Raw genomic sequence first — 25,417 nt, 5'->3', positions numbered from 1 at the left:
GCGAATCGCTTCCAACTTAAACTCTTTGGTATAGGTATTATAAGGTTTACGTTTTGTTGTCATAAGAACACTCCTAAAGGACTTATTGTCCCTGATTAAAAATGTCCGTTAAACTGTAGCAGGTTCACTCTGACCCTTTTATTTTTATTAGCTTTAGACTAAATTGTTGTCATATGCCCTCCAAACTTAAAGTGCATCCATTATATAAGAGCTTATTATTACCTCTATATCTGTTGTGTTTACACTGCATATAAAATAAACATTGAATGTTATGATGACTTGAGGAGAATAATAGTGAAACTAAGTACTATACCAATCAAACTTGTTGTATTGTTATTTGTACTATCTCTTGGTGGCTGTGCTAGCAGATCATTAACCATCAATGAAACACAAGGCCTCAAAGAGGAATTTGCTAATTTAGTTGATTACAATAAAATTAAAGTTTTTAACAAAAATGCTCAAGATAACGAAGCCTTCAAAAAAGAATTACAAATACTTCAATTAAATAATCCTTCTTTGATACAAAAATCTTTGATCAATCGTCCTTTTGTTATTAATGACGATATTTACTATCCCGATGGTCAATATTTAAAAGATTTTAAAATAGCAGGTGATTTTGTTGATTGGGGAGATTTTGTTCATGAGGTTTGTCATGTCGTTTCATATCACAAAAAACTTACCTCAAAAAAACATGATAACAAGCCCTATAATTGGAAGCTTGGGTTGTTAGAACAGGTTACTGTTGATCAGACTGAACTATATAGAATTCCTGGCCCTTCTCAATTGCCGAGTAATGCAAAGCTTTCAGACTATTATTTTGAACAACAATGCGAATTTTTAAGATCTTACGCAATGTATAAAAACAACCCAGTCTTCCAGCCTTATAAAAAAATGATTGATGAGGCCTTTGTAAAGGTAGCGATGGCAAAAAATCAAGTTGATCTGGATAGTGAATTAAATATTCAAGCAAATAACACATTACAAAATGGAAATTGGTCAATCGCTCCAGGAGAAGATCGCATTTCGCTTGTAGCAAGAACACGAATCAGCGAACCTGAAACTTCCTATCTTTTTAAAATAAGTTCGACGTCTTTTGATGCATTAGATGCCACTTTTAAGTTTATTGTAGATAAGAAAAGGTATATCCACCCTTATAGAGAAGGGAGTGAGATATTTATTGAAGGGAAAAGTATCGATATTGTGATTGATTCTCCGGGGGAAATACATGAGGGAAAATGGTCTATAGTTGATACGGTGCAATCAAACTCGATTACAACCAAAACTATTATCCTTCCCGCCAAGTATCCAAATGCTAATGTGGCTGTGTTTACTAAGCCACGAGATTTTGTTGTAACAGTTGGTGGGGGAAGTATTAAGCATGACTGTCAAAAAACAGTGAAAGTCGGTTTTAATATTGATGGTGCTGATGTGATTAACGGACAAAATAAAGTTCTTTTTCTGGGGGTAGGCAGTAGTATGCTTGGGAAAGGTAAAAGTATAACAGCTGCTGTTATTTCTAGTGGGTGCCCAGCTAACTTTGAAGTCAGGATTGCAACTAAAATAGCCAAACCAATATAAGGTTTTTATAGCGCAGAATTAAGAGGGTAGAGAGTAAATTATATTTAATTTTACTCTGACCATAATTATTGAAGAAAGCCATTACGGTACAATTAAAACAATTGAATTAAAGGATGAAACATGCGCCAACATACCTCAGAATCTCCTTTTCTTAAAAGACGCCGAAAGCAATTTTATCCTCTAAAAAAGAAAGAAGTCAATAGCCGAGGTTGGCTACACAGATTTGCAGATTGGCTCAATGATTTACATGTGGTTCGGATATTTCAGGCTGCAAGTTCTTTTCTTTTAATATTGACGCTAATCGGGTTCTGGCTTGATTATCAAGGGCGTCAGCAAAGTCGAATAGTCAGTGCTTGGCAATTGATTACTAAAAAATCTCCGGGTAACAGTGGAAAAATTGAAGCGTTAGAATATTTAAATAGTATTGATCAAGTATTGATGGGGATTGATTTATCATCAGATAATGAAGACGATTCATCAGGTACATATTTATCAGAAATAAACTTAAGCAAAGCTATTTTATCAAAGTCAAAATTAATGGGGGCAAACTTATATAAGGCAAATTTTCATAGGGCAAGCTTACTGAGAGCAGACTTAAGAAAAGCATTTTTATATGATGCTGACTTAAGTTTGGCCGATTTAAGTAGAGCCGATTTAAGTAGAGCAATATTAACTAGTTCCAATTTAAGTGGCACTGTGATAAATGATGCTGATTTAAATCAGGCAAATTTAATTGATGTAACTAATCTAACATGCTCGCAGTTAACAAAAGCAAAAAACTGGCAATTTGCCTACAGAGAGAAAAAACTAGCTTGTGGTGCGGACATTCCTATTGAGCCGAAGGGTTAATAAATTAAATAAATACTTGTCTATTACGATTGTTATAATTTGAAAAAACTACCAATAAAATGGGGAAGTGAAAAACACATGGTAGAGCACATGCTGCAATACGCTGTAGTGGGATCAAAAGCCTCCGTGGCCTTTCAGTTAGAGCGCTTCATTGAGTCTACAGGCATAGACGAACTCATTATCTCCATGCCGATTCACGATGCTGATGCGAGATTGAAGTCACTGCGTTTGATGGCGGAAGTGAGAGAAGGGTTGGTGGGGTAGGTCGTTAAGGGGCAGAGTGAAATTACATTTGATTTTACTCTGGCTCTAATTAATTAAAAACAGGCAGCATCTATTAATTAAGATCCTTTTCTATTTCTTCCCAACGAATGCTTTTTACCGCGCCAGACTTTAGTTCTGCACTGCGAGCTTCAGCAACTTTTACCCACTCTGCTTCCACATCACTGTCTATTTTGGTATCCATAGCCGTTAAAAAGCAGTGGGCTGCAAGAGCTTTCTCTTTAATACTGAGTTGCGCTATATTTTCGAGGATGACTTTTAATGCATCAGACATAAAATAACTCCGATTGACTATGACTTGATATTACCACTAAAAAAGATATGTGAAACCTTGTATTAACAGATGGCGGTTAATGAGTTTCATAAAAGGCAATCATGAAAATGAGCTAGATAGCTGATCTAACGGGGGCTTCAGTTTTTGTGGCAGGAGTGATTTAAAGACGCTTGTTAACTATTCGTTTCCACCTGTTTTTTAATAGAATTTATACCATCAACTAGTTGCTTAAAATTAGATATATCTGATATCGGTACAACCAATTTTTGTTTATTTTTAATCTGAGCATAACCCCGTTTTGTTCTTAATTCATGAATATCGTTTTCTGGAGAAAAATAATAAATAATTAAAAACCCATCAATCATGAAATACCAAATTAAGCCATCAGAAGCTGAAGTTCCCTTTTCAATATTAAAGTCGAATAATATTTTTTTAATTGCACCGTCATCAAGTGCGTTGTCTTATCTACGATTCTAATGAATGATATCTTAAAAAATGATCTAATCTAATAGAAGTTTTAATTTTTATCTTGTTTTCTTTTAAAAATGTCTAATTAAATTATTAATTTCTTTACCTAAATCTATGTGTTCATATTTAGGTAAACTTGAAATAGATACTCGCCATAGGATTGAAATAAGGAATAAATAAAACTCTTTAAACCTGAATTGATTAAATATAACCGACTGTTTAGTACGTTTTATTTTATGGTGATCTTTAAATAGTCTTGTCCCATATTGTTCGAATTTTTGACTAATATATTGCTCGCACTCCCAACATAGTAATTTTTCTTTAGGATCCGAGTTTGATAGCTTACAGTTCCATCCACTGTATCTGTACTTACCAAAAATAATTGCCCACTTTTACCCTTTAGACTTCTAAAGTAAGAACGTGGGATTATATGAGAGTCTTGTAATTCACTTTTCGAATTACAGAGGTGACAATTTAACAAATCTGGCAATTGATTCTCCGTGTGAGGTAACTTAACGCAGCCATAAACGGCGCGAGTTTGCGAGCGTCCGGCGACCATCGGGAGCGAATTTAATGGCCTTGTTATACGCGCGCATCAGTTCTGAACCCATCCATATAGTAGATACTGTTGTGGCTCCATTTATCTATTCCGTAAACCTTTACTCCAGAAGCCACAATTAGTGATATAGATCCCGCTCCGTGGAGGGGCGGAACTATCACTTCACGATCCACATAGTACACACCATGATTCCCTATTTTTATTTCTTTGAGGTAACTGGCTTTTGCGCCATCTTCCCAAGCCTTTATTTCTGCCGGGGTCGCTGGCTTTGCGATTGAAAAGAAATGATGTTTTATTGACTCCAAAAGAGACTGTGACTGTTCATTCGCACGCTGTATATCATGGTTCATACTCCATATTTGCGACTGTGTACTGTGAAGTTGCTGTCTTAAAGTTTCAGTTTCACTAGTCGTTTCAGTTTTGGTTTTAGCAGCTTCTAGCTTTTTAACAGACTGTTTTATCTTTGCACAACTTCCTGTTACAGCGTCTGTTAAATCAGGTTCTTGATCATCGTAAAAACTGGCAGTTACCCCCGCAAGATCTGTGGGTAACCGAAATGTTGTTTCGGCAGATTTCGGAACCAATATGAAACATTTCTCTAACCCCAATGCGCCAATAAACATCCCAAGCTCTAGCACAACATTATCCCTTACGGAGCTATATTCCTTTTCTCTAATGAGAGTTTTGTCGTCGGGATGAAATACAAAAACGGCGTAATCAGCTTCTTTTGTCTTTCCTATTAGAGTAGTAATAGTAATAGACGACAAATCAAATGCATTTTCCCAAAGCTTAACCCTCATTTCTTGCTCAAGCTTTATATGGACAGCTTCGGCAACTGAAATGGCTTCTGATGATGAAGCAATGAATACTGTAGGTTTATCACTCATGCTTATTTCCTTGCACTTTCTTAAACGTATAACATCTATGGACACCCCGATTTTTGCAAGCAAAATCAAGATCTAACAAGAAGCGTTTTGCAGCCATCTATTCGGATTTTTTATAAAGCAATCGATGCTTTTATCCCTGATGAACTCCGCTGACTTGGTTCTAATCATTTTGACGTTTTCAACGAAACGATGTTAGTCCCAGAATTTCCAAGTCACGGTCTTACCTATCTTGTCATCTATTTTTTTACTAAGCAAAAATAGGAATGTTCTAATTGCAAATTAGGATATGAAAGTAAATTAGGTAGGAAGATTCCTTATCAATTTATCTGTACATCCCTTACTTTCAGTTCATCATAGAACAGTGTTTTGAAGTTTTCCAATAAGAAAACGAGGTTTTTGATGTTGTTCAAAAATTGATGATGCTCAGCTTATTAGCTATATAGATTGTTGTTGATGACGAGTGCGTTTAAGGCTGCCTGACTAACCCCATCCTAGCCTTCCCCTTGAAAAGGGGAAGGAACAAGAGATTTGGTTTGGCTGAAATGCTTTTAAACGTAAAAATAGGTAATGAGCAACTCAACCCTTGTCAGTTCGACGCGATCCTGATTGCGCGACCTTACGGTCTTCCCAAGTCAGTAACCGAAGACCTTTCTCCAACCATAATAACAGCTCAACACCTTACAATAGTGAACCCTGTGCAAACATTGGCAACATCCGGAAGCAATGAGCCCTTATGATTCTGAAAAAGATTTTTTGGTAACTTTTGCATCGTTTGGCAAAAGTTACCCGCTCAGCAGAGCGGAAAAATGCTCCCTAAACAAAGCCAACAAGAGGAATTCTGAATAGCCTAAGGAACAGTGAATTTGAGGTTGCTGGATTAATAACCCCATCCTAGCCTTCCTCTTGAAAACATAAGGGGAAGGGACACGAGATTTGGTTTGGTTGTAAACGGTTTTGTCTGATGGCGCTGCGCTTATCAGGCCTGCATACTGTTGTTAGTGATGAGTTCGTTTGAGGTTGCTGGATTAACCCCATCCTAGCCTTCCCCTTGAAAAGGGGAAGGAACAAGAGATTTGGTTTGGCTGCCCTTGAAAAGGGGAAGGGACGCGAGATTTTATCAGGTGTAAATAGTGATAAAACAATTTACCGTTTTTTGATCTTATAAGGCGAAGGGTCCTGTCGGTTCTTCTGCGTCTTAAATCGTCGGTGTGACCAGAAGTATTGCTCTGGTTTGGTTTCGATTTGTTTCTCTATTAACGAGTTGAGTAGGGTGGCGTCCGCCACTTCGTCGCCACTTGGGTAGTTTTCCACTTCTTGTAATGACAGGAAGTAGCCATCTGGGGTGCGTCCGTAATCGTATATGAGTATGGTGGCACCGGTAGACTTAGCTAAGCGGCTGATGTGGGAGATGGTGGCGCATTCGCGGCCATAGAAGGGCGCAAAGACGGAGTTTTTGCGTCCGTAATCTTGGTCAACGGCGAACCAGACCATTTTGTTGTTTTTCAATGAGCGAAAAATTTCTTTGGTGTTTTTGCGTTCAATGGTTTTGCTGAACACGGCTTTGCGTTGGCGTTCCATCACCCAGTTTACGACTGGGTTTCTTTGTAGCTTGTAAATGGGGTGGACATCAATAAAGCGAGCCATCTGAGTGCCACACAAGTCAATAGAGGAAAAGTGTGCGCCCACTATGATGCTGCCTTTGCCTTTTGCCTCCGCTTTTTTAACAACGTCTTGGTCGTTAAAGGTGATTTTTTGTGCGGTTTTTTCTGGATTGCGAAACCAAGCGGTGAACATTTCAAACACGCCAATGGCCATGCTTTCAAAATGGGCTCGGGCGAGTTTTTCTCGGTCGTCTGCAGGCAGCTCAGGGAAGCAGATTTGCAAGTTTGTGTGGCAAATTTTCTTTCGTCGGCTGCTCAACGCGTAGTGTAGTTTGCCAAGGCCAGTGCCCAAGGCTTTTTGGATTGTCCAAGGTAGGTAGCTGAGTAAATAGGCGATGCCCATGCCTAGCCAAGTTGGCCAATATTGTGGGGCAATGAAGTGTTTGATGCTTTGGTTTAATGTGGTTTTCTTAGCCATGGTATCCTGCCAACAGCGCCGTCCATTGTGCGTCTGTTACTGTAAATTCGGGGTATTTGGTCGCTTCTTTGTCGAATGAGCGCTTTAGTCGGTCGAGGTTGCTTTGCATCCAACTTGCGTCGGGCTTTCTCTGACGGCATTTATCAAAGTCAATCAGCCAGACTTTGCTGGCGTTGTCTATCATGATGTTGTGACAGTTTAAGTCTGAATGAAAGATGCCTGCTTTATGGAATTGGGCAATAACCCGACCTATTTCTTTCCAGTCTAGTTGATCATTTTGTTGCTGCTTGATTAGGTCAAATAAATCCGTCGCGCCTTTTATCGTCGCGGTGAGTAGTTCGGCTTGGTAAAAGCCTTTGTTTAGATGACAAATGGCCGCAATGGGTTGTGGTACCGGTAAGCCTTGATTGTACATGGTTTCGAGCAGACTAAGCTCTTGCCATGGGCGTGTACGGTGCAGTCCTGAAAATACAAAATGACGTTTGCTGAGTTTGGCAATCAAGCCACCACGGCGATAGCGACGTAAAACAAATTGGCCATATTGGCTATCGATAAACCACACATCGCCTCGGCCTGTTCCGGTTCCTTTGACAGCGTTTTGTTGTTGCCAGAAATCGGTATTAAACCAGTCTTGTGTGATGGGTAGTTGGGCGGCGCTCTGCATTAAATAGCGATGAGCGTTCGTCTTAATCAGTTGTGGCATCTTGCTCGCTTAGGGTCATTCGTACCGTGTTCAGAAATTTGGACACTTTCCAGACTGGCTATTCTATAATACTTGCCGACGTTAAGCAGCCCTAGAGGAAGAGATGCAGCAAGATAAAATTCAACACCTAGCCGTGGTTCGTTTGTCAGCGCTAGGTGACGTTTGTCATGCCATGGCCGTGGTGCAGGCGATTATGAAGCAACACCCTGAGATGCAGGTGACTTGGATAACCTCACCGCTGGAAGCCAATTTAGTGCGCTTATTGCCTGGGGTAGACGTCAAGGTATACGACAAAAAGACCGGATTTAAAGGCATTTTGGCCTTGCGTAACGCATTGGCTGGGCAGCAATTTGATGCGTTATTGCATTTACAATGGTCGTTGCGCGCCAGCTTATTGACACTGGCGGTGAAAGCCAAACGTCGCATTGGTTTTGCTTTGTCTCATTCTCGTGAAAAACAACATTGGTTTGTCAATGAATTGGCCCCTGAGCCACAGGGTGAGCATGTACTGGATTCGTTTCTTTCCATTGCCAGTGTGTTGGGAGTCACTACACCCAGTTTGCCCTGTGAGTTGACCTTGCCGGCTCATGAATTTGATTTGCCTGAACACTATGTGGTGATCAATCCTGCGGCGTCTACCGCTGTGCGTAATTGGACTTTTGAGGGCTATAAAGCGCTGCTGTTGCATCTGTTAGCCAAGGGCAAGGTTCCGGTGCTGACGGGAGGGCCTGCTGACAGTGAGCGAGAATTGGCTGGAAAATTGGTCTCGCAAACGTCTTCTGAGGTGATCAACTTGGTGGGCAAAACGCCTTTAAATGCCATGTTTTCTGTGCTTAAAGGCGCGCAATTGGTGATCAGTCCAGATACGGGGCCTGCGCACATGGCGACGTTGGTCGGTACGCCAGTATTAGGTTTGTATGCTCATTCTAACCCACAGCGCACCGGGCCTTACCGAGACTTGGACAAGGTGATCAGTGTGTATGAAGAGGGCATTGCGAAAGAATACGATAAACCTTTGGCAGAATTGCCTTGGTCGACTCGAGTGCATGACCCTGAGGCCATGCAGTCAATTGGTATCGAACGAGTATTGAAGCAAGTCGATTTGCTGATTTAGCGGCTTATTAATTAAGCCCTTGTTCGGCCAGTTTCAGATCCAAAGTGGCTTTTAGTAGGCGATACAGTTGGATAGAGGCGTCGATCTCTTCCTTACGGTTGGTCAAACTTTCAATGTTGAGTCCCAGAGGTACGCCAAGCGGTAACGCCACTTCAATAATTTGCTCTAAGGCATTACGGCAAATTTTAATGGATTCATCTAACGGTGTTTCCGAGTCCAAAATGCGATGCTTGGTGGCTTCTGGTACAGAGATGCCAAGCCATTCCATGAACTCTAGGGTCTTAGCACTACCACAAGGCGTAAAGGTTAAGATAATGCGCTTCGGCGTGTTGCCTTCTTCTCTGCAAGTACGGGCATAGCGACTGATGAGGTCGGCTGTTGCTTGTGGGTTGTAGACGGCTTGCGAAATGAAAAAATCACAACCTGCGTTGGCTTTCTTACTTAAGCGAAGGTGTTCGTCGCCTTTTTTCGCATGGCGCTCGGCGATGGTGACACCACCTAGGTTAAAGTCATGCTCGGAGGCAGCTAAGGTTTTGTAGGCTTCTGGTAAGGGCAGTTTGATGTCGCCCTCAGAAGAGGGGGAGCCTACCAAGACGAGGTCACGAATACCGTAATCTTCCCACGCTTCGGTTAACCAGCCAGAAAAGGCTTCGGCGCTGCGTGAAGAAACGGACTTGTAAGTGACAACCGGTTTGTCTGAGGCCAGATGCAGACGTTTTGACCAAGCTCTTGGGTCGTGAGTTTCCATGAAAGGGAATGGGCGTGGCTTATCGATGCGGCTGGTTTCGTCTTGGATGTCATAGACAATCAAGCCGTCCACATCGATGTCGGCTAATCGATTTAGTAACTTAGCGCTGATTTCTTGTAGTTGCTCTTCTTGCACAGAGGATTTCGGTGGTGTTGTACCGATAAAATAGACGCCTCTGCTTGCGTCCTGAAACTTTCTTGCCAATTCCGATTTCATAATGTCACACTCTTATTCTGTGAGGCGGGGTTTAGGCCTCTACCTTGATTCAATAAGGTTATTCTATCAGTGAATGATTTTCACGGCTTCCATATGAAATTGAATAATATTGAAGTTAAAGTGAGGTGGGCTAATTTGTTGGCCCCATTATGAGGGGATTGTGGTCATGATTGACTTAAAACAGTTGCCGGATAACAAGGATTTACCACCTGTACACCAATGGCAGCCGGATTTTTGTGGCGATATGGACATGTTGATTAAGGCTAACGGTGATTGGATTCATGAGGGTGGGAAAATTCATCGTCCAGCGATGGTGAAAATGTTCAGTCGGATTTTATGGCAAGAAGCGGGGGAGCATTTTTTGGTGACCCCCGTGGAGAAGGTACGTATTCAAGTTGAGGACGCGCCATTTCTGGTCACTCAGTGGCGTCATATTGAAACGGCTGCGGGGTTAGCCTATGAGTTCACCACTTTGACAGAGGATGTGTTGGTGTTAGGTGAAAACACAGACCTTTGGTTGGCGGAATTTCATGGTGAGCAGCGGCCTTACCTTGGTATGCGATATGGTATGAAGGCCTTAATGGGGCGTTCCGTATTTTATCATCTGATGGAATGCTTGGAGCCTGTCACCGTCGGAGAAGAAAGTGGCCTAGGCTTGATCAGTGCCGGGAAATCTTATCTATTAATGCAAGATGAATAAGGTATTTTTCTTTGTCTGAGTTATAATCACGACAATTAAGAAATTGACCCATTAGGGGTTATCTAGCAGACGTATTGAGGTGTTTTTTTGTTATTCGAAGATTTTGGTTTTGATAATCGTATTTTAAAGTCCATTGGTCACCTTGGTTTTGATGAGGCGACGGAAATTCAAGCACGTGCGATTCCTGAAGCCATGGCTGGTCGTGATTTATTGGCCTCTTCGAAAACCGGTTCTGGTAAGACGTTAGCTTATATTTTGCCTGCCTTGCACCGAGTATACAAAAAGAAAGCCTTGTCGCGTCGTGATCCTCGTGTGGTCATTTTGGTACCTACTCGAGAATTGGCCAAGCAAGTTTTTGGGCAGTTACGTTTGCTACTGGCGGGCAGCCGTTTAACGTCTGTGCTGATTTTGGGGGGTGAAAACTTCAATGATCAGCATAAGTCATTACAGAAAGATCCGCATTTCATTGTGGCGACACCGGGGCGATTGGTTGACCATTTAACACAGCGCCATGTGTATTTGGAAGGCTTGGAATTATTGATCCTTGATGAAGCGGATCGCATGCTGGATTTAGGGTTTGCGGACGCGATGAGAGCCATTAACAATGCCGCTAGTCACCGCCAGCGACAAACCTTGTTCTTCTCGGCGACGCTGGATAATACCGATGTCAATGAGATGGCTTCCGAGTTGCTAAAAGAGCCATCGCGGGTAGCGATTGGACAAGGTTACGATGAGCACAAAGACATCGAGCAGCACGTGCTCTTGTGTGATCATTTGGATCATAAGCAAGCCTTGCTGAAACACCTATTGTCAGAACAAAGCATTAAACAAGCCATTATTTTTACGGCCACAAAAGCCGATACCGTGCGCTTAGCTGAGTTGGTTGCTGAGTGGGGAATGACCACTCAGGCATTGAATGGTGATTTGTCGCAAAGCGCGCGTAATAAGACCATGGAGAGTTTTGCTAAAGGTCAATTTAACGTCTTGGTCAGTACGGATTTGGCTTCTCGTGGTTTAGACATTGCCAGTGTGTCGCATGTCTTTAACTTTGATTTGCCAAAACAAGCGGAAGAGTTTGTTCACCGTACGGGGCGTACGGGTCGAGCTGGCTTTAAGGGCGATGCGTATTCTTTGGTTGGACCAAAAGATTGGTTGAATTTTAAAGCGATTGAAGCCTTCCTACAAAAAACCTTCTCGCTTGAAAGCGTGGAAGGTCTGGAAGCGAAGTTTAAAGGCTTAGTGCCACCCAAACCCAAGAAGACTAATGCGGCGGTTAAAAAGGACTCTAAAGCGCCTCGTAAAGCGTCTCAAAAGAAAAAGTCATCGCCCGCGAAGAAGCGTTTTCATGAAGACCGTCAAGATGGCTTTGAGGCCTTTAAGTTGCCGGTGAAACGAACCAAATCGTCGTTGTCTGATGAAGAGTAAATGATCGCGAACGTTATTTATAATGAGTCAAAAAAATCGCATGATATTGATCTAACTGTGATCTATATTCACATTACGAATTGATTCTATGGAGAAGAGCTTATTAATCGTTTACCCCCATTAAATTCATTAAGGTGTTTTGAATCGGCTGCCCGTCATGGCAGCTTTAATAAAGCGGCCAAGGAGTTGTCCGTTACACCTTCTGCGATTAGTCACCAAATTAAAGGCCTTGAAGGCTTTTTAGGAATTGAGTTATTCCGTCGGACTAAGCGCAAAGTTATTTTAACGGAAGCTGGGGAGTCTTATCTAAAACCCATCAAGAGCATTTTTGAACAACTTGAAAGTGCCACATCCGAATTAAAGAGCCAACAGAAATCCGGCTCGTTAAGATTGGCCGTGGCTCCCGCTTTCTTGACGCGCTGGTTAATGCCGCGGATGGAAAGCTTTCAAGAAAGCTATCCAGACATTGAAATTGAAATCAGTTCTTCAACGGGATTGGTGGATTTTTCAGCGAATGACATTGATATGGCGGTGTATTTTGGTAGCGGTGAATGGGAAGGCATTGAAGCTCATTATTTACGCCCTTCAAGATTGGCGCCGGTTTGTAATCCGCGCTTGATTAAGCCTGATCGTCCGATTAACAAACCAGACGATATGCGTTTTTATCCTTTGTTACACGTGACTAAGCGAAAAGATGAGTGGAATGATTGGCTTAAGCAGCATGATCTAGACCCTAATCAATTTCGCCGAGGCTTGATGTTTTCCAGTGGTTCTTTAACGGCAGGCGCGGCGGCACAAGGGCTAGGCATTTCCTTATCTGATCCTGAATTGGTTATGCCAGAGATTGTTGATGGGACGCTTAGAGTCTTGTTTGATCAGCACTTAATAACCGATAAAGCATTCTATTTAGTGTATGAAAAGCGACGTTCCGTGACACCAGCCATGCTGGCGTTTAAGGAATGGATTATCGAGAGAATGGTGGTTTACGATGAAGAGTAAAGTGTAAGCGTACGTTCACCGTTGTTTTAGTATGTTGAGATGAGAAGAAGATATGAGTAAGGCGTTGACAGTAAACAGTTATTTTGAAAATCAAGTAAAATCGATTGCTTTGGACAACTCGGAAGGCGTGTCTACGGTTGGTGTGATGCAAATCGGTGAGTACGAGTTTGGCACTAGCCAGCGTGAGTACATGACGGTTGTGTCGGGGAGTCTGACGGTAAAATTACCTAATGAGTCGGATTGGCAAACCTTTACTAAAAACCAAACTTTCATCGTCGAAGCCAATCAAAGCTTTGGTGTTAAAGTGACGGAAGTCACCGCTTATCTTTGTCGTTACGAATAACGCTAAGTTTAACAAAGACAACAAAAAGGCGGATTCCAAATGGAATCCGCCTTTTTTCATGGCGCGCAATCGCTAGGATGTGTCTAGTTCATGGTCGCTCTTGGACTAGTTACCTGCAACGACATTGATCATTAGCGTGACACGATCACCCGGTTGGACGTATTTTTTACTGCCTACTTTGGGGTTCCAGCCGCGAATGTCATTCACAGAGACTTTAAACTTATTCGCTACTTTCGCTAAAGAATCCCCTGAACGAATGGTGTAAACCACTTTTTTCATCACACTGCGTTGTGCTGTTTGAGATTTTTTGGGTTCTAGCCAAACCACCAGTTTTTTACCTGGCATCAGAGGGTCGCCTAAGCCCATACCATTCCAGCGTGCTAAGGTTTTGCTGGTGGTGCCATACTTGTTGGCAATCAGCCACAGGCTATCGCCAGAGTTCACTGTGTAGTTGATTTTGATTTTGTTGCGATTCGGCGCTCTTGATTGCTTTGCAAGCAAACGTTGGTGAGAGCTTAAGGTGTAACTTTCAATGTCATTACCTGCCACTGGAATCATTAACTCTTGGCCGACTCGAATCAAAGACGATGAAATCTTGTTAACACTCTGTAGGACATTCACTGTCGTATTGTGTTGTTTTGCCACAAGCAATAAATTGTCACCGGCTTTTACCGTATAGCGAACCCAAGTGACACGCTCTTTATTCGGGATTTCAGCAAGCTTGGTGCGGAAGTCTTTGGCTTTGCTCACAGGAATTAGGAGACGATGCGGGCCTTCTGGTGATGTTGCCCACTGGTTGAACCCTGGATTAAGCAAGTACACTTCGTCAATGCTGATGTCTGCCATTTGAGCCGCTTGCGCAAGGTCAAGCTGACCACCTATGTTGACGACATCAAAGTAAGGCTTATTAGGGATAAAGTACGTTTCGTAATTGTACTTTTCCGGATGCTTGATGATTTTTGCTAGGGCAATCAGCTTTGGCACGTAAGCACGCGTTTCTCGTGGTAGATCCAAAGACCAGAAATCAATAGGCTTGCCTGCGCGTTTGTTCTTACGAATGGCTCGCATTACCGTGCCTTCGCCCGAATTGTAAGAGGCTAGGGCGTGTAACCAATTGCCATCAAACATTTTGTGCAGACGAGTTAAGTAGGCAATGGCCGCTTGGGTGGAACCAATGATGTCACGACGTCCGTCATACCACCAAGTTTGGTCCAAACCATACATTTGGCCTGTAGAGGGAATAAATTGCCACGGTCCAGAAGCACGTCCATGACTGTAGCCAAATGGATCAAAGCCACTTTCAACAATCGGCAGTAGGGCGATTTCGGTTGGAATGCCGGCTTTTTCTAGTTCGTCGACAATGTAGTACAGATAGCGCTCACCGCGTTTAGACACTCGATCTAAATAGCGTGGGTGTGAACTGTACCAACGCAGCTGTGAAGAAAGACGAGGACGGTCGATGTCTAAATTCAGCTGATACCCAGCACGAACGCGATCCCAAATGTCTTCTGGTTCTTTGGGCTCATTCGCCACAATGACAACGTCATCCACCGCTTCTACTTCAACGACGTCTTCGTCAGTCGCGGCGGCAAGTTCTTCTGCGGTTGCTTCATCGACATCTACTGTTGGAACGGTATCAATGATGCCAATGTGTTCAGGATTGGCTTCCACCACTTGCGCCTCTTCAGTGGCATCAAGGGTGTCGGATGCGTTGCTTGTATCGACCTTAGAGACCGTTTGGCACGCCGTTAGGAGTAGGCTTGTTAAACAAACCCATAATAATTTATATGTCATGAAGGGTCACAAAATTGAGTAAAGTTTGGCCATTTTATCGAGCTGAATATTCAGGTCAACTAAAACTGTCTTTTGCTCGCCTTACTTGGCTGAAAGCAGCGCTCGGTTGATCGGCCACTTCTTCGCTAAGTTGCTGTGCCGCTTGAACTTTTACGGACTCTATATGAGAACGTAAAAATGGATTGGTTTTTTTCTCTAAGTCCAGCTTACTGGGTAAGGTCGCTTGCTTTTGTTGGCGTAAAGTTTGGCAAGTTAGAGTCGCATCTAATAGACTTTGATTTTGTGGTTCAAGAGACACAGCAAAGCGATAATTTGCAAGAGTATATTCGTGTGTACAATAGACTAGAGTGTCATCCGGCAGCGCAGAGATTTTTTGCATCGCAGCCAGCATTTGTTCCGCTGTGCCTTCCATGATGCGCCCACAACCACCTCGGAAAAGAGTATCACCGCTGAACAGAATCGGGGTTGGCTGGTCGCTAAAATAACACAGGTGATCCAGTGTGTGCCCAGGGGTTTCTAAGACACGAAACGATCGCTCAAAAATGTTAACGTGATCGTCTTCAGCCAGTGGGTGTGTCACCAAATCCGTTAAATGAGCGGGACCAAAAACCGGACATTGGAACGTCTCTTTTAACTCAGCTACGCCGCCTGTGTGGTCTTTATGGTGATGAGTAATAATGATACCGGCTAATTGTTTATCGTCTTGTTGGCAGTAATTCAGAACGACATTGGCATCCCCAGGATCAATCGCCCAGATGAGGGAGGTATCATTGTGGCGGATTATCCAGATATAATTGTCTTGAAAGGCCGGAAGCGGAAAAATAATCATAAACTTTCTACTTTAATAAGAAGTCGATGTAAATCATGGCGTATCAAAGTTGGACTGGCGTCATGACGCGATAAAGAGATTTCATTGTATGTTGGATGATCAATCAAGACAATTGTTTCAAAACTGGTATGAAACACCGCTTGGGGTGGATTTATTACAGTGTGAGTTACAGCAGATTGAAGCGGAATTGGACCTTGCCATTGGCTATTATTTGGTGTGCCAATCGCCCTTAAAACAATTTTCCATAAAGCATGATCGATTGCGTGAAAACTTGTTAATTGCGCCAACGCTAGAGCTGGGGGCGTCGGTTAACACTGTGGTGGCAAAAGCCTCTGAATTGCCGTTTGAATCTGATGGCGTGGACGTTCATGTGTTTCATCATACGCTCGATGTGTCTTCCAGTCCCCACGATGATTTACGTGAAGCCGCACGGACCTTACTGCCAAGCGGCAAGATAGTGATTGTTGGTTTTAACCCATGGAGTTGGTGGGGGATGAGAAGAGTGTTCTCAAAGCGTGTGAAAGCGCCTTGGTGTGGACGTTTTATCCGTTATCAAAGATTGGAAGACTGGCTGAAAGTCGCGGGCTTGACCCTAGAAAGTAAGCATTTTATTTATTATGAGCCGCCACTTCAAAGTGCGAAATGGCGTAGTCGTTTTAACTGGTTAAATCGTTTGTTTAAAGCATTGAAATTGCCCTTTGGCGGGGTCTATGTGATGACCGCAACCAAGCATGTGAAACGCAATATTCCGTTAAGGCCACGTTGGTCAAGAGCGCGAGTGCGTGTTCCGCCATTAACCAAACCAACCGCAAAAGAGATGAAAGAGTGAAAGAAGTTGTAATTTATACTGATGGTGCATGTAAAGGTAACCCTGGCATAGGCGGCTGGGGCGCTTGGTTAACGTTCGCAGGCCATGAGAAACGTTTGTGTGGTGGCGAGCGCGACACGACCAATAATCGAATGGAATTAATGGGTGCCATTGAAGGCCTGAAAGCGTTAAAAGAAGCTTGTGACGTCACGCTGTATACAGACTCTTCTTATGTTCAAAAAGGCATCACGCAATGGCTAGCAGGTTGGAAAAAGAAAGGCTGGATGACGGCGTCAAAACAACCTGTCAAAAACAAAGATTTGTGGCAAGCATTAGATGAGGCTTGTCAGAAGCATCAGGTGACGTGGAAATGGGTCAAAGGTCATGCTGGCATTGAAGGAAACGAGATTGCTGATCAATTGGCGAATCAAGGCATTGATGAGTTGAGGGCGCAATAATGAGACAGGTCATACTGGATACTGAAACAACGGGTATTGATCCGAAACAGGGTCATCGAATCATCGAAATCGGTTGTGTGGAAATGGTGGGGCGCAAGCTGACCAAAAACCACTTTCACGTTTACATTAATCCAGATCGTGAAGTGGAAGAGGAAGCGTTTCGAGTTCACGGTATCAGTGATGAATTTTTGGCGGATAAGCCAAGGTTCCATCAGGTTGCACAAGAGTTTTTCGAGTTTATTAAAGGCGCTGAATTGATCATTCACAATGCGCCGTTTGACATAGGGTTCATCGACCATGAATTTGCTTTACTTGGCGCGGGTTACCCGAAAGTAGCAGAGGTGTGTGGTGTCTTCGATAGCTTGGTTTACGCTCGTAAAAAGCATCCAGGTCAAAAAAATAACCTAGATGCCCTATGTAAACGTTACGGCATTGATAATTCCCATCGTGATTTGCACGGCGCCTTGTTGGATTCGGAAATCCTAGCCGATGTGTATTTATTGATGACGGGGGGCCAAACCAGCCTTGGGTTGGCCAATAATTCAGATTCAGATTCAAGTGAAGAAGGTGATGTAGGGGAAATTCGCCGTTTATCCCCTGAACGACCTGCGTTAAAAGTGATTCGTGCCAGTGACGATGAATTACAGGCGCATGAAGAACGCTTGGACTTGATTGAAAAGAAAGCTGGTCAAGTATTGTGGCGGAATCAATAAGCTCAACGAAGAGTGAGATGACGTCATAAAAAATGCCCGCTTACTCAGGCCTAAATTCAGGTCAGGGTAAGCGGGCATTTTTGTATCAAGCGGTTGCTGATTCGATTACAGCAAGTAGCTAACGCATAGGCCACCAACGAGGCTCAATACGATGGTGTATGGCAAGGCCATCCAAACCATTTTGCCATAAGAAAGGCGCAATAATGGGGCGATTGCCGAGGTTAGCAAGAATAGAAAAGCCGCTTGTCCGTTTGGTGTTGCGACGCTAGGTAAGTTCGTACCTGTGTTAATGGCTACCGCGAGCGTATTGAAGTGCTCGCGACTGATTAAACCACTGTCTAACGCTTCTTTCACTTCACCAATGTACACGGTTGCGACGAATACGTTGTCACTGATGGCTGACAATAAACCGTTGGCGATAAAGAACATGAGAGGTTGGCTTTCCGTTGGCATGTTTAGAACCACATCGATAATCGGCTGGAACAAGTGCTGTTCATGAATTACCGACACAATGGTAAAGAAAACCACTAACAACGCGGTGAAAGGCAAGGCTTCTTCGAAAGCGTGACCGATTTGGTGCTCTTCTGTGATGCCATTAAACGCGGTGAGCAGCACGATGACCATCAGGCCGACCAAACCAACTTCAGCAACGTGAAATGCCAGAGACAGAATCAGAATTAATGCCACAATGCCTTGGATAATTAATTGTGCTTTATGTCGCGGCGTACTCTTAAGTGACTCTTCTTTTTCAAAGTTCTTTAAGATGTTTCGCACGTTTTCAGGCAAATGAGCGCCGTAGTCAAACCATTTGGTTTTTTCTAGAACAATCACGGTCAACAGACCGCATGCTAGTACTGGCATGGAAATCGGCGCTACGCGCGTGAAGAACTCTAAAAAGTCCCAGCCAGCTGTTTTAGCGATTAATAAGTTTTGCGGCTCGCCCACCAAAGTAGAAACGCCACCTAGCGCCGTACCGATGGCACCGTGCATCAACAGACTGCGTAAAAAAGAGCGGAATTCCGCTAAGTCATTTTGGTTTACCGGTAGCACCTTATCGTCGCTGTTTGGGTTGTGTTTGCCACTGCTGGTTTGATCAGACGCGACCTTGTGGTAAACGGAGTAAAAACCAACACTGACACTAATAAGGACCGCGGTTACCGTTAAAGCATCTAGAAAAGCTGACATCACGGCAGCGGCGAAGCTGAAGACTAAGGAAATAATGATCTTGGAGCGGATTTTGACCAAGAGCTTATTGAAAATAAACAACAGCATGCCTTGCATGAAGTAGATGCCCGCCACCATGAACATCAGCAGCAATATCACATCGAAGTTTTTAATGACTTCGTGATACACACCATCGCTATTGGTTAAGCCTAATAATACCGCTTCTAATGCGATTAAACCGCCTGGCTGTAATGGGTAGCATTTTAATGCCATGGCAAGGGTGAAAATAAACTCGATGATGAGTAACCAGCCGGTGATGAAAGGCCCTAATGTCACTACCGCAATAGGGTTCAGAATTAAAAAGGCAATCACTACTTGTTTGTACCAGAGAGGCGAACTGCCTAGAAAATTATTACCCAGAGCATGGGATATAGAGGTTTTCATTAAGAGCTCCTTAAACGTAACTTGCGTGCAAGTTTTTTGCTTATTTTTAGATGCGCTGAATAATAAGGGATAAACAAGCTTGTATCTACGGTGAAAATGCATAAAAACCATTGTTATTTGCGTTTTGTGCCCCATTATTACAAAGACTTATAGAATTTAGAGGAAGATGATGTTGGAATTTCTAACGGACTATGCCGGTTTTTTGTTGAAGCTGGTCAGTGTCGCTATCGTGATTGGTGTTTTGCTGGCGATGATCGCAAATGGTAAACGTAAATCTCAGCCAGGCAGTTTGTCTGTGACTAAGCTAAATGAAAACTACGATGCCATGAAGGACGATTTGGATCGTCAATTGCTTGATAAGAAAACGCTGAAAAGCCAGTTGAAAGAAAAAAAGAAGCAAGAAAAGCTGGATAAGAAAGCCAATAAGAAGGCACCGAAAGAGATAGAAGAAACGCCTAAAAAACGCCTTTATGTGTTGGACTTTGATGGCGATATTAAAGCCTCGGCAGTGACCTCGATGCGAGAAGAAATTACCGCTATATTAAGTGTCGCGACAGCAAAAGACGAAGTGGTTGTGCGTCTTGAAAGTGGTGGTGGCATGGTCCACAGTTATGGTTTAGCGGCGTCTCAATTGCAACGTATTCGTGAAGCGAATATTCCCTTGACCATTTGCGTCGACAAGGTGGCTGCCAGTGGTGGTTATATGATGGCGTGTGTTGCCAATAAAATCATTGCGGCACCTTTTGCCATTTTGGGATCGATTGGGGTGGTGGCTCAAGTACCTAACGTGCATCGTTTGTTGGATAAGAGTCTGATTGACGTGGAGCTGCATACGGCAGGCAAATACAAACGTACTTTGACTATGCTGGGTAAAAACACCGATGAAGGACGCGAGAAATTTAAACAAGATCTAGAAGATACCCATGGATTGTTTAAGCGCTTTGTATCAGAGCAGCGCCCTCAGCTTGATATTGAAGACATCGCAACGGGTGATACTTGGTATGGTCGTGAAGCGCTGGAAAATAAATTGGTTGATGACGTTATGACCAGTGATGCTTATTTGGTGGCGCAATACAAAGATTCAGAGGTCGTGCAGGTGTCTTATAAGCAACCAAAAGGCATGGCCGAACGTTTTGGGTTGTCTGTGTTCTCTGCGTTTGAGCAAAAAGCCGTTACTTGGCTTGGTAAATTGACTCAATCACGAGGCTTCTAAACGCCCTAAAAATCAAAAGCCGTCCCGTTTGTGTGGCGGCTTTTTATCCACGCTTGGTATGTATTCCTCTTCTTCTCCCTTGCCTTTTGTCCTGACTGAGTTTGATGTTGTTCAGGTCTTGTTGTGATCGTCTTTTCTAAGTAGAAATACTGAGTTTCACTACGTAGTTTTTCCTTGCGTGTCGGTATTCGTACGAATTGTTTACACTTTTTATACGAGCGATGATCCATCCTGCTTGATCCAAACAATAAAAAACAAGACAACAGGATGATAAAAACAATGAGATCCTTAAAACTAACCACCCTTGTTGCTGCGACCGCAGTCACACTAAGTGCCATTTCTCTGCCTGCTTTCGCAGCTGACAGAGTCTATAAACTGAAAATGGCTGAAACTTGGTCTTCTAACTTTCCGATTTTCGGTGATGCGCCACGTAACATGGCTCGTATTGCTGATGAAATGTCGAATGGCCGTTTGAAAATCACCATCGATTCTGCCAACAAACACAAAGCGCCTTTAGGTGTGTTTGATATGGTTCGTTCTGGTCAATATGACATGGGTCACTCTGCGTCTTATTACTGGAAAGGCAAAGTGCCTAACACCTTATATTTCACAACCATGCCATTTGGTATGATCACCCCAGAACAATACGGCTGGTTCTACTACGGCGGTGGTATGGACTTGATGCAAAAAGTCTATAAACCATTCGGTTTGTTGTCTTTCCCTGGTGGTAATACGGGCAACCAAATGGGCGGCTGGTTTCAAAAAGAAATCAATTCTTTGGATGACCTGAAAGGTCTGAAGATGCGTATTCCTGGTTTTGCTGGTGAAGTTCTAGCGAAGTTAGGCGCTAAGCCAACCAATATTGCCTCTGGCGAGCTGTACACCGCTTTAGAGCGTCGTACTATCGATGCACTTGAGTGGGTGGGGCCTTCTCTTGATTTGCGCATGGGCTTCCACAAAATTGCACCTTACTACTACACAGGTTGGCATGAGCCAGCAACAGAGCTTCAATTCCTAGTGAATGAACGTACTTGGAAGAAACTACCAGACGATCTGCGTGAAATCCTTCGTACCTCAATGAAGTTAGCCTCTTATGATATGTACATTCAGTCTTATCATGAAAGTGCTGAAAACTGGGCGACGATGAAAACGGAATACCCGAATGTTCAGGTAAAAACCTTCCCGAAAGACGTGTTGGTGGCAATGAGAAAAGCCAACCAAGAGCTGCTTGATGAAAAAGCCGCGGAAGATCCTTTGGCGAAAGAAATTCTGGATTCTCAAGCAGACTACCTGAAAAAGGTACGTGTTTGGACCAACATTTCTGATCGCGCCTACCTTGATAGTGTTGATAGCCTAGCAGAATAAAACCTCTAAGCAGGGCGGATGGTCACCATTCGCCTTGTTTTGTATAGGAGTTCGTAATGTTTTTAACCCACTTAGAACGTGGCATTACTCGTTTTTCAAATGTGCTTGGTATGGTCTCAACCATATTGTTCATTGCTTTGCTGTTCAATGTTTTTTACGACGTACTAATGCGCTATGCCTTCAATGATGTGTCCATTGCAATGCAAGAGTTAGAGTGGCATTTATACGCTGCTATTTTCTTGTTAGGCATCCCTTATGGGATACAGCATGGTGGTCATGTCCGCGTTGATTTGATCTATGAAAATTTAACCATTCGCGGTAAAGCTTGGATCGATTTGTTTGGCTGTGTGTTCTTTCTAATGCCATTCACCTTGTTGGTTGGCTATTACGGCATAAGCTTTTCTCATGAAGCTTTTTTGCTCGGTGAAACCAGTGGCGATCCTGGTGGTTTGCCTTATCGGTGGATTATTAAAGCGGTTATCCCTTTTGCCTTTTTCTCCATGGCCATTAGTGGTTTAGGCATGATTATTCGCTGCATCAATGTGCTACGGGGCGTGAGCGAAGAAGGCTTCTCACATCCGCCAATTCAGCATTAATTTTGGTCACCATTTTAAACTTGTAGGTTGTTTATGATTGGTATAATCATGTTTTTTGTTGCTCTAGTAATGCTATTACTGGGCTTTCCTGTTGCTTTTACCTTTGGTGGTATTGCTTTGATCTTTGGTGTCTTTGCCGAAGGTTTTGATATGTTTGCCTTTATGCCGTTCCGTATCCAAAGTTATATGGAAAATACGGTCATGATGGCGGTGCCTTTATTTGTTTTCATGGGCATCGTGCTGCAAAAGACACGATTGGCTGAGCAGTTATTAGAAGCCATGGGCAAACTGTTTGGTGGTGTTCGTGGCGGTTTGGCCATTTCGACTATTTTGGTTGGTGCTTTGTTAGCGGCGTCAACTGGAGTAGTCGGGGCGAGTGTGGTGGCCATGGGATTGATCTCTTTGCCGGTCATGCTCAAGTACAATTACAACAAGTCCTTAGCCTGTGGCACGATTTGCGCGTCAGGTACCTTAGGGCAAATTATTCCACCATCGATTATTTTGATCATACTCGGTGATGTATTGGGTATTCCAGTAGGCGACTTGTTTCAAGCCGCTCTCATGCCGGGTATGGTGTTGATTGGCTGTTACATCGCGTATATTTTGATTTTGACTTTTTTAAACCCTGATATGGCGCCAGCCATGCCTCAGGATTTGGATAAGGAAACTCGCGCGCAACAAATTCGCAGTGCTTTGAAAGCCATTATTCCGCCTTTGGCGTTGGTGTTAATTGTATTGGGTTCCATTTTTACGGGCATTGCGACGCCAACAGAGTCCTCTGCGTTGGGTGGTGTTGGTGCCATTGTTTTGGCGTTGATTTATCGTCAATTCAGTTGGAAAATGCTCTACGACAGTGGTCTAGAAACGGTCAAAGTCACCGCGATGGTGTTTGCTATCTTGATGGGGGCGACCGCTTTTTCCATGGCCTTCAGCTACACTGGTGGCGATTACATAGTGGAAGAGGCTTTGTTGAGCTTGCCGGGTGAGAAGTGGGGCTTCATTATCTTGGCCATGATTGCTATTTTGATATTGGGCTTCTTCATTGATTTTGTGGAAATCGCCTTTATCATCGTGCCAATTTTGGCGCCAGTCGCAGAAGCTTTGGGCATTAATATGGTGTGGTTCGCGATCTTGATCGCAATGAATTTGCAGACATCTTTCTTAACGCCACCCTTTGGATTCAGTTTATTCTATCTAAAAGGGGTCGCGCCCAGTTCGGTCAGAACAACGGACATCTATAAAGGGGTGACACCGTTTATTTTGATTCAAATTCTTGTCTTGGCCAGCATTATGGTATTCCCTGGCTGGTATGGAATGAACTAGACTTAATCTATTCGTAAAGCACGATGTGTAAGCGGGTTTTGGCCCGCTTTTTCGCATTTTTACTTAACCGATTAAATGCGTTGTGGCGGTTTGTGCAGCGCATAAAAATAACAAAAAAGGTGGTTTCGTGGGTCTAAAAAGTAAAATCATCTTACTTGCCATCGCCCCTCTGATTGTTGCGACGACGATCATTACTTATTTGGGCCTGCAATCGGCCCGTGATTTGGCTTCTCAAGAGCTGTCTATCTATGAATTCAATTTGGTCAATGCTAAAAAGCAGGCGTTAAAAAATCACGTCAATATTGCCATGTCTGCGATTCGTCCTATCTTGGAAAATGACGAATTAGACGACGCTGAAGCTCAGTATCAAGTGAAAAAAATTCTGGCGGAATTAAGTTATGAAGACGACGGCTATTTTTTTGCTTATGAAATGACGGGGGTGAATTTAGTGCATCCTACCCAGCCGGATTTTGTCGGTAAAAACTTATGGGATTTTCAGGATCGCTCAGGAAACTTCTTGATACAGGGCTTAATTCGCGCAGCACAAGCTGGTGGTGGCTATCATAGATATATTTGGGAAAAGCCACCGTTGATGATTCAGGAAGATAAAATTGGCTATGTGGTGGCGATCGATCGCTGGGATTGGATGATGGGCACTGGCTTATACTTAGACGATGTCTATGCTGAGTTGGCCAAAACCCAAGCGATTATGAATGATAACATTCAGCGCAGTTTCATTAGTGTCATTATCGTGGTCGTTATTACCGTGATTTTGGTGATTTTACTGGGATTGGCGATTAACCTTCATGAGCATAAATTAGCGGACTCACGTTTAAAGGAAGTGGCGCAGCGTTTTATGCGTTTGCAGGTCAATGAGCGCCGTGGCTTTTCTCGAGAACTGCATGATGGCATTAATCAGTTGTTGGTGAGCTGTAAATTTCGCATTGAATTGGCGGGCAATAAGCTCAAACGAGAGCATGATAAAGACATAGTGCAGCAAGAGCTCGTCAAAGCGAGTGATGTCATCGGTCAGACAATCAATGAGGTACGGCAAATTTCGCATAATTTGCGTCCGACTTTGTTGGACGATCTGGGGTTGGATACGGCATTAAAGGCGCTAATTGATCAATTTACCGAGCGAACAGGGATTGAGGTGGAATATCATTTTCAGGTGCCGACTAAGTTACCTGACGAAATTGAGATTACCCTGTATCGACTGACTCAAGAGTCGTTAACCAATATTGAAAAACACGCTCATGCGACTCTGATTGAATTGCAAGTCTGGCAATCTGATCGATATATTGTCTTTGAGTGTTTGGATAATGGTAGGGGCTTCTCCCATAAAGGGGAATTGTCTTCTGGTATCGGACTGATCAATATGCGAGAGCGGTTAGAGTTGATTGGTGGTGATTTTATATTGGAATCTCAGCGTGGCAAGGGTACTAAGGTACATGCTTCATTGCCGCTGGAGAAACCATTTTAGCAG

At 43.3% G+C, this 25,417-nt stretch carries 25 protein-coding genes; 16 read left to right on the top strand and 9 right to left on the bottom strand.

The genetic code is table 11. The features are described from left to right. Nucleotides 1-294: 294 nt before the first annotated feature. From OA79_RS11825 to OA79_RS18090, 3 genes are all read left to right on the top strand, one after another. Entirely contained in the window at nucleotides 295-1,578 is a 1,284-nt protein-coding gene (locus OA79_RS11825; RefSeq protein WP_063333440.1) for a hypothetical protein, read from the top strand. 120 nt (nucleotides 1,579-1,698) lie between these two features. Beyond that, nucleotides 1,699-2,427 (top strand): pentapeptide repeat-containing protein, encoded by a 729-nt coding sequence (locus OA79_RS11820; RefSeq protein WP_063333439.1) that lies wholly within the window; start codon nucleotides 1,699-1,701, stop codon nucleotides 2,425-2,427. Nucleotides 2,428-2,505: 78 nt separating this feature from the next. Beyond that, nucleotides 2,506-2,691 (top strand): hypothetical protein, encoded by a 186-nt coding sequence (locus OA79_RS18090; protein WP_231908860.1) that lies wholly within the window; start codon nucleotides 2,506-2,508, stop codon nucleotides 2,689-2,691. A gap of 73 nt (nucleotides 2,692-2,764) precedes the next feature. Here the strand turns inward: OA79_RS18090 and OA79_RS11815 are convergent, their stop codons facing one another. From OA79_RS11815 to OA79_RS11795, 5 genes are all read right to left on the bottom strand, one after another. Continuing rightward, entirely contained in the window at nucleotides 2,765-2,983 is a 219-nt protein-coding gene (locus tag OA79_RS11815) for an addiction module protein (RefSeq protein ID WP_063333438.1), read from the bottom strand. Nucleotides 2,984-3,156: 173 nt separating this feature from the next. Next, complete coding sequence (locus tag OA79_RS11810) at nucleotides 3,157-3,348, bottom strand: hypothetical protein (RefSeq protein WP_063333437.1); 192 nt, start codon at nucleotides 3,346-3,348, stop codon at nucleotides 3,157-3,159. Nucleotides 3,349-4,033: 685 nt separating this feature from the next. Then, nucleotides 4,034-4,897 carry a TIR domain-containing protein gene (locus tag OA79_RS11805; RefSeq protein WP_063333436.1) on the bottom strand — a complete coding sequence of 288 codons (864 nt, stop codon included), beginning with the start codon at nucleotides 4,895-4,897 and terminating at the stop codon, nucleotides 4,034-4,036. Nucleotides 4,898-6,040: 1,143 nt separating this feature from the next. Further along, entirely contained in the window at nucleotides 6,041-6,976 is a 936-nt protein-coding gene (locus OA79_RS11800; RefSeq protein WP_063333435.1) for a lysophospholipid acyltransferase family protein, read from the bottom strand. Beyond that, nucleotides 6,969-7,679: a 3-deoxy-D-manno-octulosonic acid kinase gene (locus OA79_RS11795; RefSeq protein ID WP_082825460.1), complete on the bottom strand. Its 711-nt coding sequence runs from the start codon at nucleotides 7,677-7,679 to the stop codon at nucleotides 6,969-6,971. Before OA79_RS11795 ends, OA79_RS11800 begins: the two co-directional genes overlap by 8 nt. Nucleotides 7,680-7,782: 103 nt before the next feature. Here OA79_RS11795 and OA79_RS11790 point away from each other — a divergent pair, with 103 nt between their 5' ends. Continuing rightward, the gene (locus OA79_RS11790; RefSeq protein WP_063333434.1) at nucleotides 7,783-8,793 is read left to right on the top strand and encodes a glycosyltransferase family 9 protein; all 1,011 of its coding nucleotides are present in this window, start codon (nucleotides 7,783-7,785) and stop codon (nucleotides 8,791-8,793) included. Nucleotides 8,794-8,800: 7 nt separating this feature from the next. On the opposite strand, the gene OA79_RS11785 is transcribed toward OA79_RS11790, so the two are convergent. Beyond that, the gene (locus OA79_RS11785) at nucleotides 8,801-9,757 is read right to left on the bottom strand and encodes a methylenetetrahydrofolate reductase (RefSeq protein WP_063333433.1); all 957 of its coding nucleotides are present in this window, start codon (nucleotides 9,755-9,757) and stop codon (nucleotides 8,801-8,803) included. 166 nt (nucleotides 9,758-9,923) lie between these two features. On the opposite strand from OA79_RS11785, the gene OA79_RS11780 reads away from it, so the two are divergent. The 4 genes from OA79_RS11780 to ppnP all read left to right on the top strand — a co-directional run bounded on the left by OA79_RS11780 (nucleotide 9,924) and on the right by ppnP (nucleotide 13,224). Then, nucleotides 9,924-10,457, top strand: a complete 534-nt coding sequence (locus OA79_RS11780; protein ID WP_063333451.1) for a DUF1285 domain-containing protein — start codon at nucleotides 9,924-9,926, stop codon at nucleotides 10,455-10,457. Between the two features lie 87 nt (nucleotides 10,458-10,544). Next, nucleotides 10,545-11,882, top strand: coding sequence for a DEAD/DEAH box helicase (locus OA79_RS11775; protein WP_063333432.1), 1,338 nt, complete (start codon nucleotides 10,545-10,547; stop codon nucleotides 11,880-11,882). A 102-nt stretch (nucleotides 11,883-11,984) separates the two neighbouring features. Continuing rightward, nucleotides 11,985-12,881 carry a transcriptional regulator GcvA gene (gene gcvA, locus OA79_RS11770; protein ID WP_063333431.1) on the top strand — a complete coding sequence of 299 codons (897 nt, stop codon included), beginning with the start codon at nucleotides 11,985-11,987 and terminating at the stop codon, nucleotides 12,879-12,881. 52 nt (nucleotides 12,882-12,933) lie between these two features. Then, entirely contained in the window at nucleotides 12,934-13,224 is a 291-nt protein-coding gene (gene ppnP / locus OA79_RS11765; RefSeq protein WP_063333430.1) for a pyrimidine/purine nucleoside phosphorylase, read from the top strand. 105 nt (nucleotides 13,225-13,329) lie between these two features. Here ppnP and OA79_RS11760 read toward each other — a convergent pair whose 3' ends face one another. Further along, nucleotides 13,330-15,018, bottom strand: coding sequence for a lytic transglycosylase (locus tag OA79_RS11760; protein WP_063333429.1), 1,689 nt, complete (start codon nucleotides 15,016-15,018; stop codon nucleotides 13,330-13,332). A gap of 55 nt (nucleotides 15,019-15,073) precedes the next feature. Beyond that, nucleotides 15,074-15,847: a hydroxyacylglutathione hydrolase gene (gene gloB, locus OA79_RS11755; protein WP_063333428.1), complete on the bottom strand. Its 774-nt coding sequence runs from the start codon at nucleotides 15,845-15,847 to the stop codon at nucleotides 15,074-15,076. Between the two features lie 88 nt (nucleotides 15,848-15,935). On the opposite strand from gloB, the gene OA79_RS11750 reads away from it, so the two are divergent. From OA79_RS11750 to dnaQ, 3 genes are read left to right on the top strand one after another with little or no spacing between them, the layout of a single operon-like run. Next, entirely contained in the window at nucleotides 15,936-16,676 is a 741-nt protein-coding gene (locus OA79_RS11750) for a class I SAM-dependent methyltransferase (RefSeq protein WP_063333427.1), read from the top strand. Beyond that, nucleotides 16,673-17,113, top strand: a complete 441-nt coding sequence (rnhA, locus tag OA79_RS11745) for a ribonuclease HI (protein ID WP_063333426.1) — start codon at nucleotides 16,673-16,675, stop codon at nucleotides 17,111-17,113. Before OA79_RS11750 ends, rnhA begins: the two co-directional genes overlap by 4 nt. Then, the gene (gene dnaQ, locus OA79_RS11740) at nucleotides 17,113-17,826 is read left to right on the top strand and encodes a DNA polymerase III subunit epsilon (RefSeq protein ID WP_063333425.1); all 714 of its coding nucleotides are present in this window, start codon (nucleotides 17,113-17,115) and stop codon (nucleotides 17,824-17,826) included. Before rnhA ends, dnaQ begins: the two co-directional genes overlap by 1 nt. Before the next feature lie 105 nt (nucleotides 17,827-17,931). Here dnaQ and nhaB read toward each other — a convergent pair whose 3' ends face one another. After that, nucleotides 17,932-19,434, bottom strand: coding sequence for a sodium/proton antiporter NhaB (gene nhaB, locus OA79_RS11735; protein ID WP_063333424.1), 1,503 nt, complete (start codon nucleotides 19,432-19,434; stop codon nucleotides 17,932-17,934). A 169-nt stretch (nucleotides 19,435-19,603) separates the two neighbouring features. Between nhaB and sohB the strand changes: the two genes are divergently transcribed. From sohB to OA79_RS11705, 5 genes are all read left to right on the top strand, one after another. Further along, nucleotides 19,604-20,647, top strand: coding sequence for a protease SohB (sohB, locus tag OA79_RS11730; RefSeq protein ID WP_442919200.1), 1,044 nt, complete (start codon nucleotides 19,604-19,606; stop codon nucleotides 20,645-20,647). Nucleotides 20,648-20,926: 279 nt separating this feature from the next. Continuing rightward, nucleotides 20,927-22,012 (top strand): TRAP transporter substrate-binding protein, encoded by a 1,086-nt coding sequence (locus OA79_RS11720; protein ID WP_156486262.1) that lies wholly within the window; start codon nucleotides 20,927-20,929, stop codon nucleotides 22,010-22,012. Between the two features lie 56 nt (nucleotides 22,013-22,068). Next, a complete protein-coding gene (locus tag OA79_RS11715; protein ID WP_063333421.1) occupies nucleotides 22,069-22,608 on the top strand; it encodes a TRAP transporter small permease subunit in 540 nt (179 codons plus the stop codon). Between the two features lie 33 nt (nucleotides 22,609-22,641). After that, a complete protein-coding gene (locus OA79_RS11710; protein ID WP_063333420.1) occupies nucleotides 22,642-23,931 on the top strand; it encodes a TRAP transporter large permease in 1,290 nt (429 codons plus the stop codon). Between the two features lie 127 nt (nucleotides 23,932-24,058). Further along, a complete protein-coding gene (locus OA79_RS11705; RefSeq protein ID WP_063333449.1) occupies nucleotides 24,059-25,414 on the top strand; it encodes a cache domain-containing protein in 1,356 nt (451 codons plus the stop codon). Nucleotides 25,415-25,417 lie beyond the last annotated feature (3 nt).

Source organism: Marinomonas sp. TW1 (genome assembly GCF_001625355.1).
Classification (GTDB): domain Bacteria; phylum Pseudomonadota; class Gammaproteobacteria; order Pseudomonadales; family Marinomonadaceae; genus Marinomonas.
This window is presented reverse-complemented; position numbering and strand designations above follow the sequence as displayed.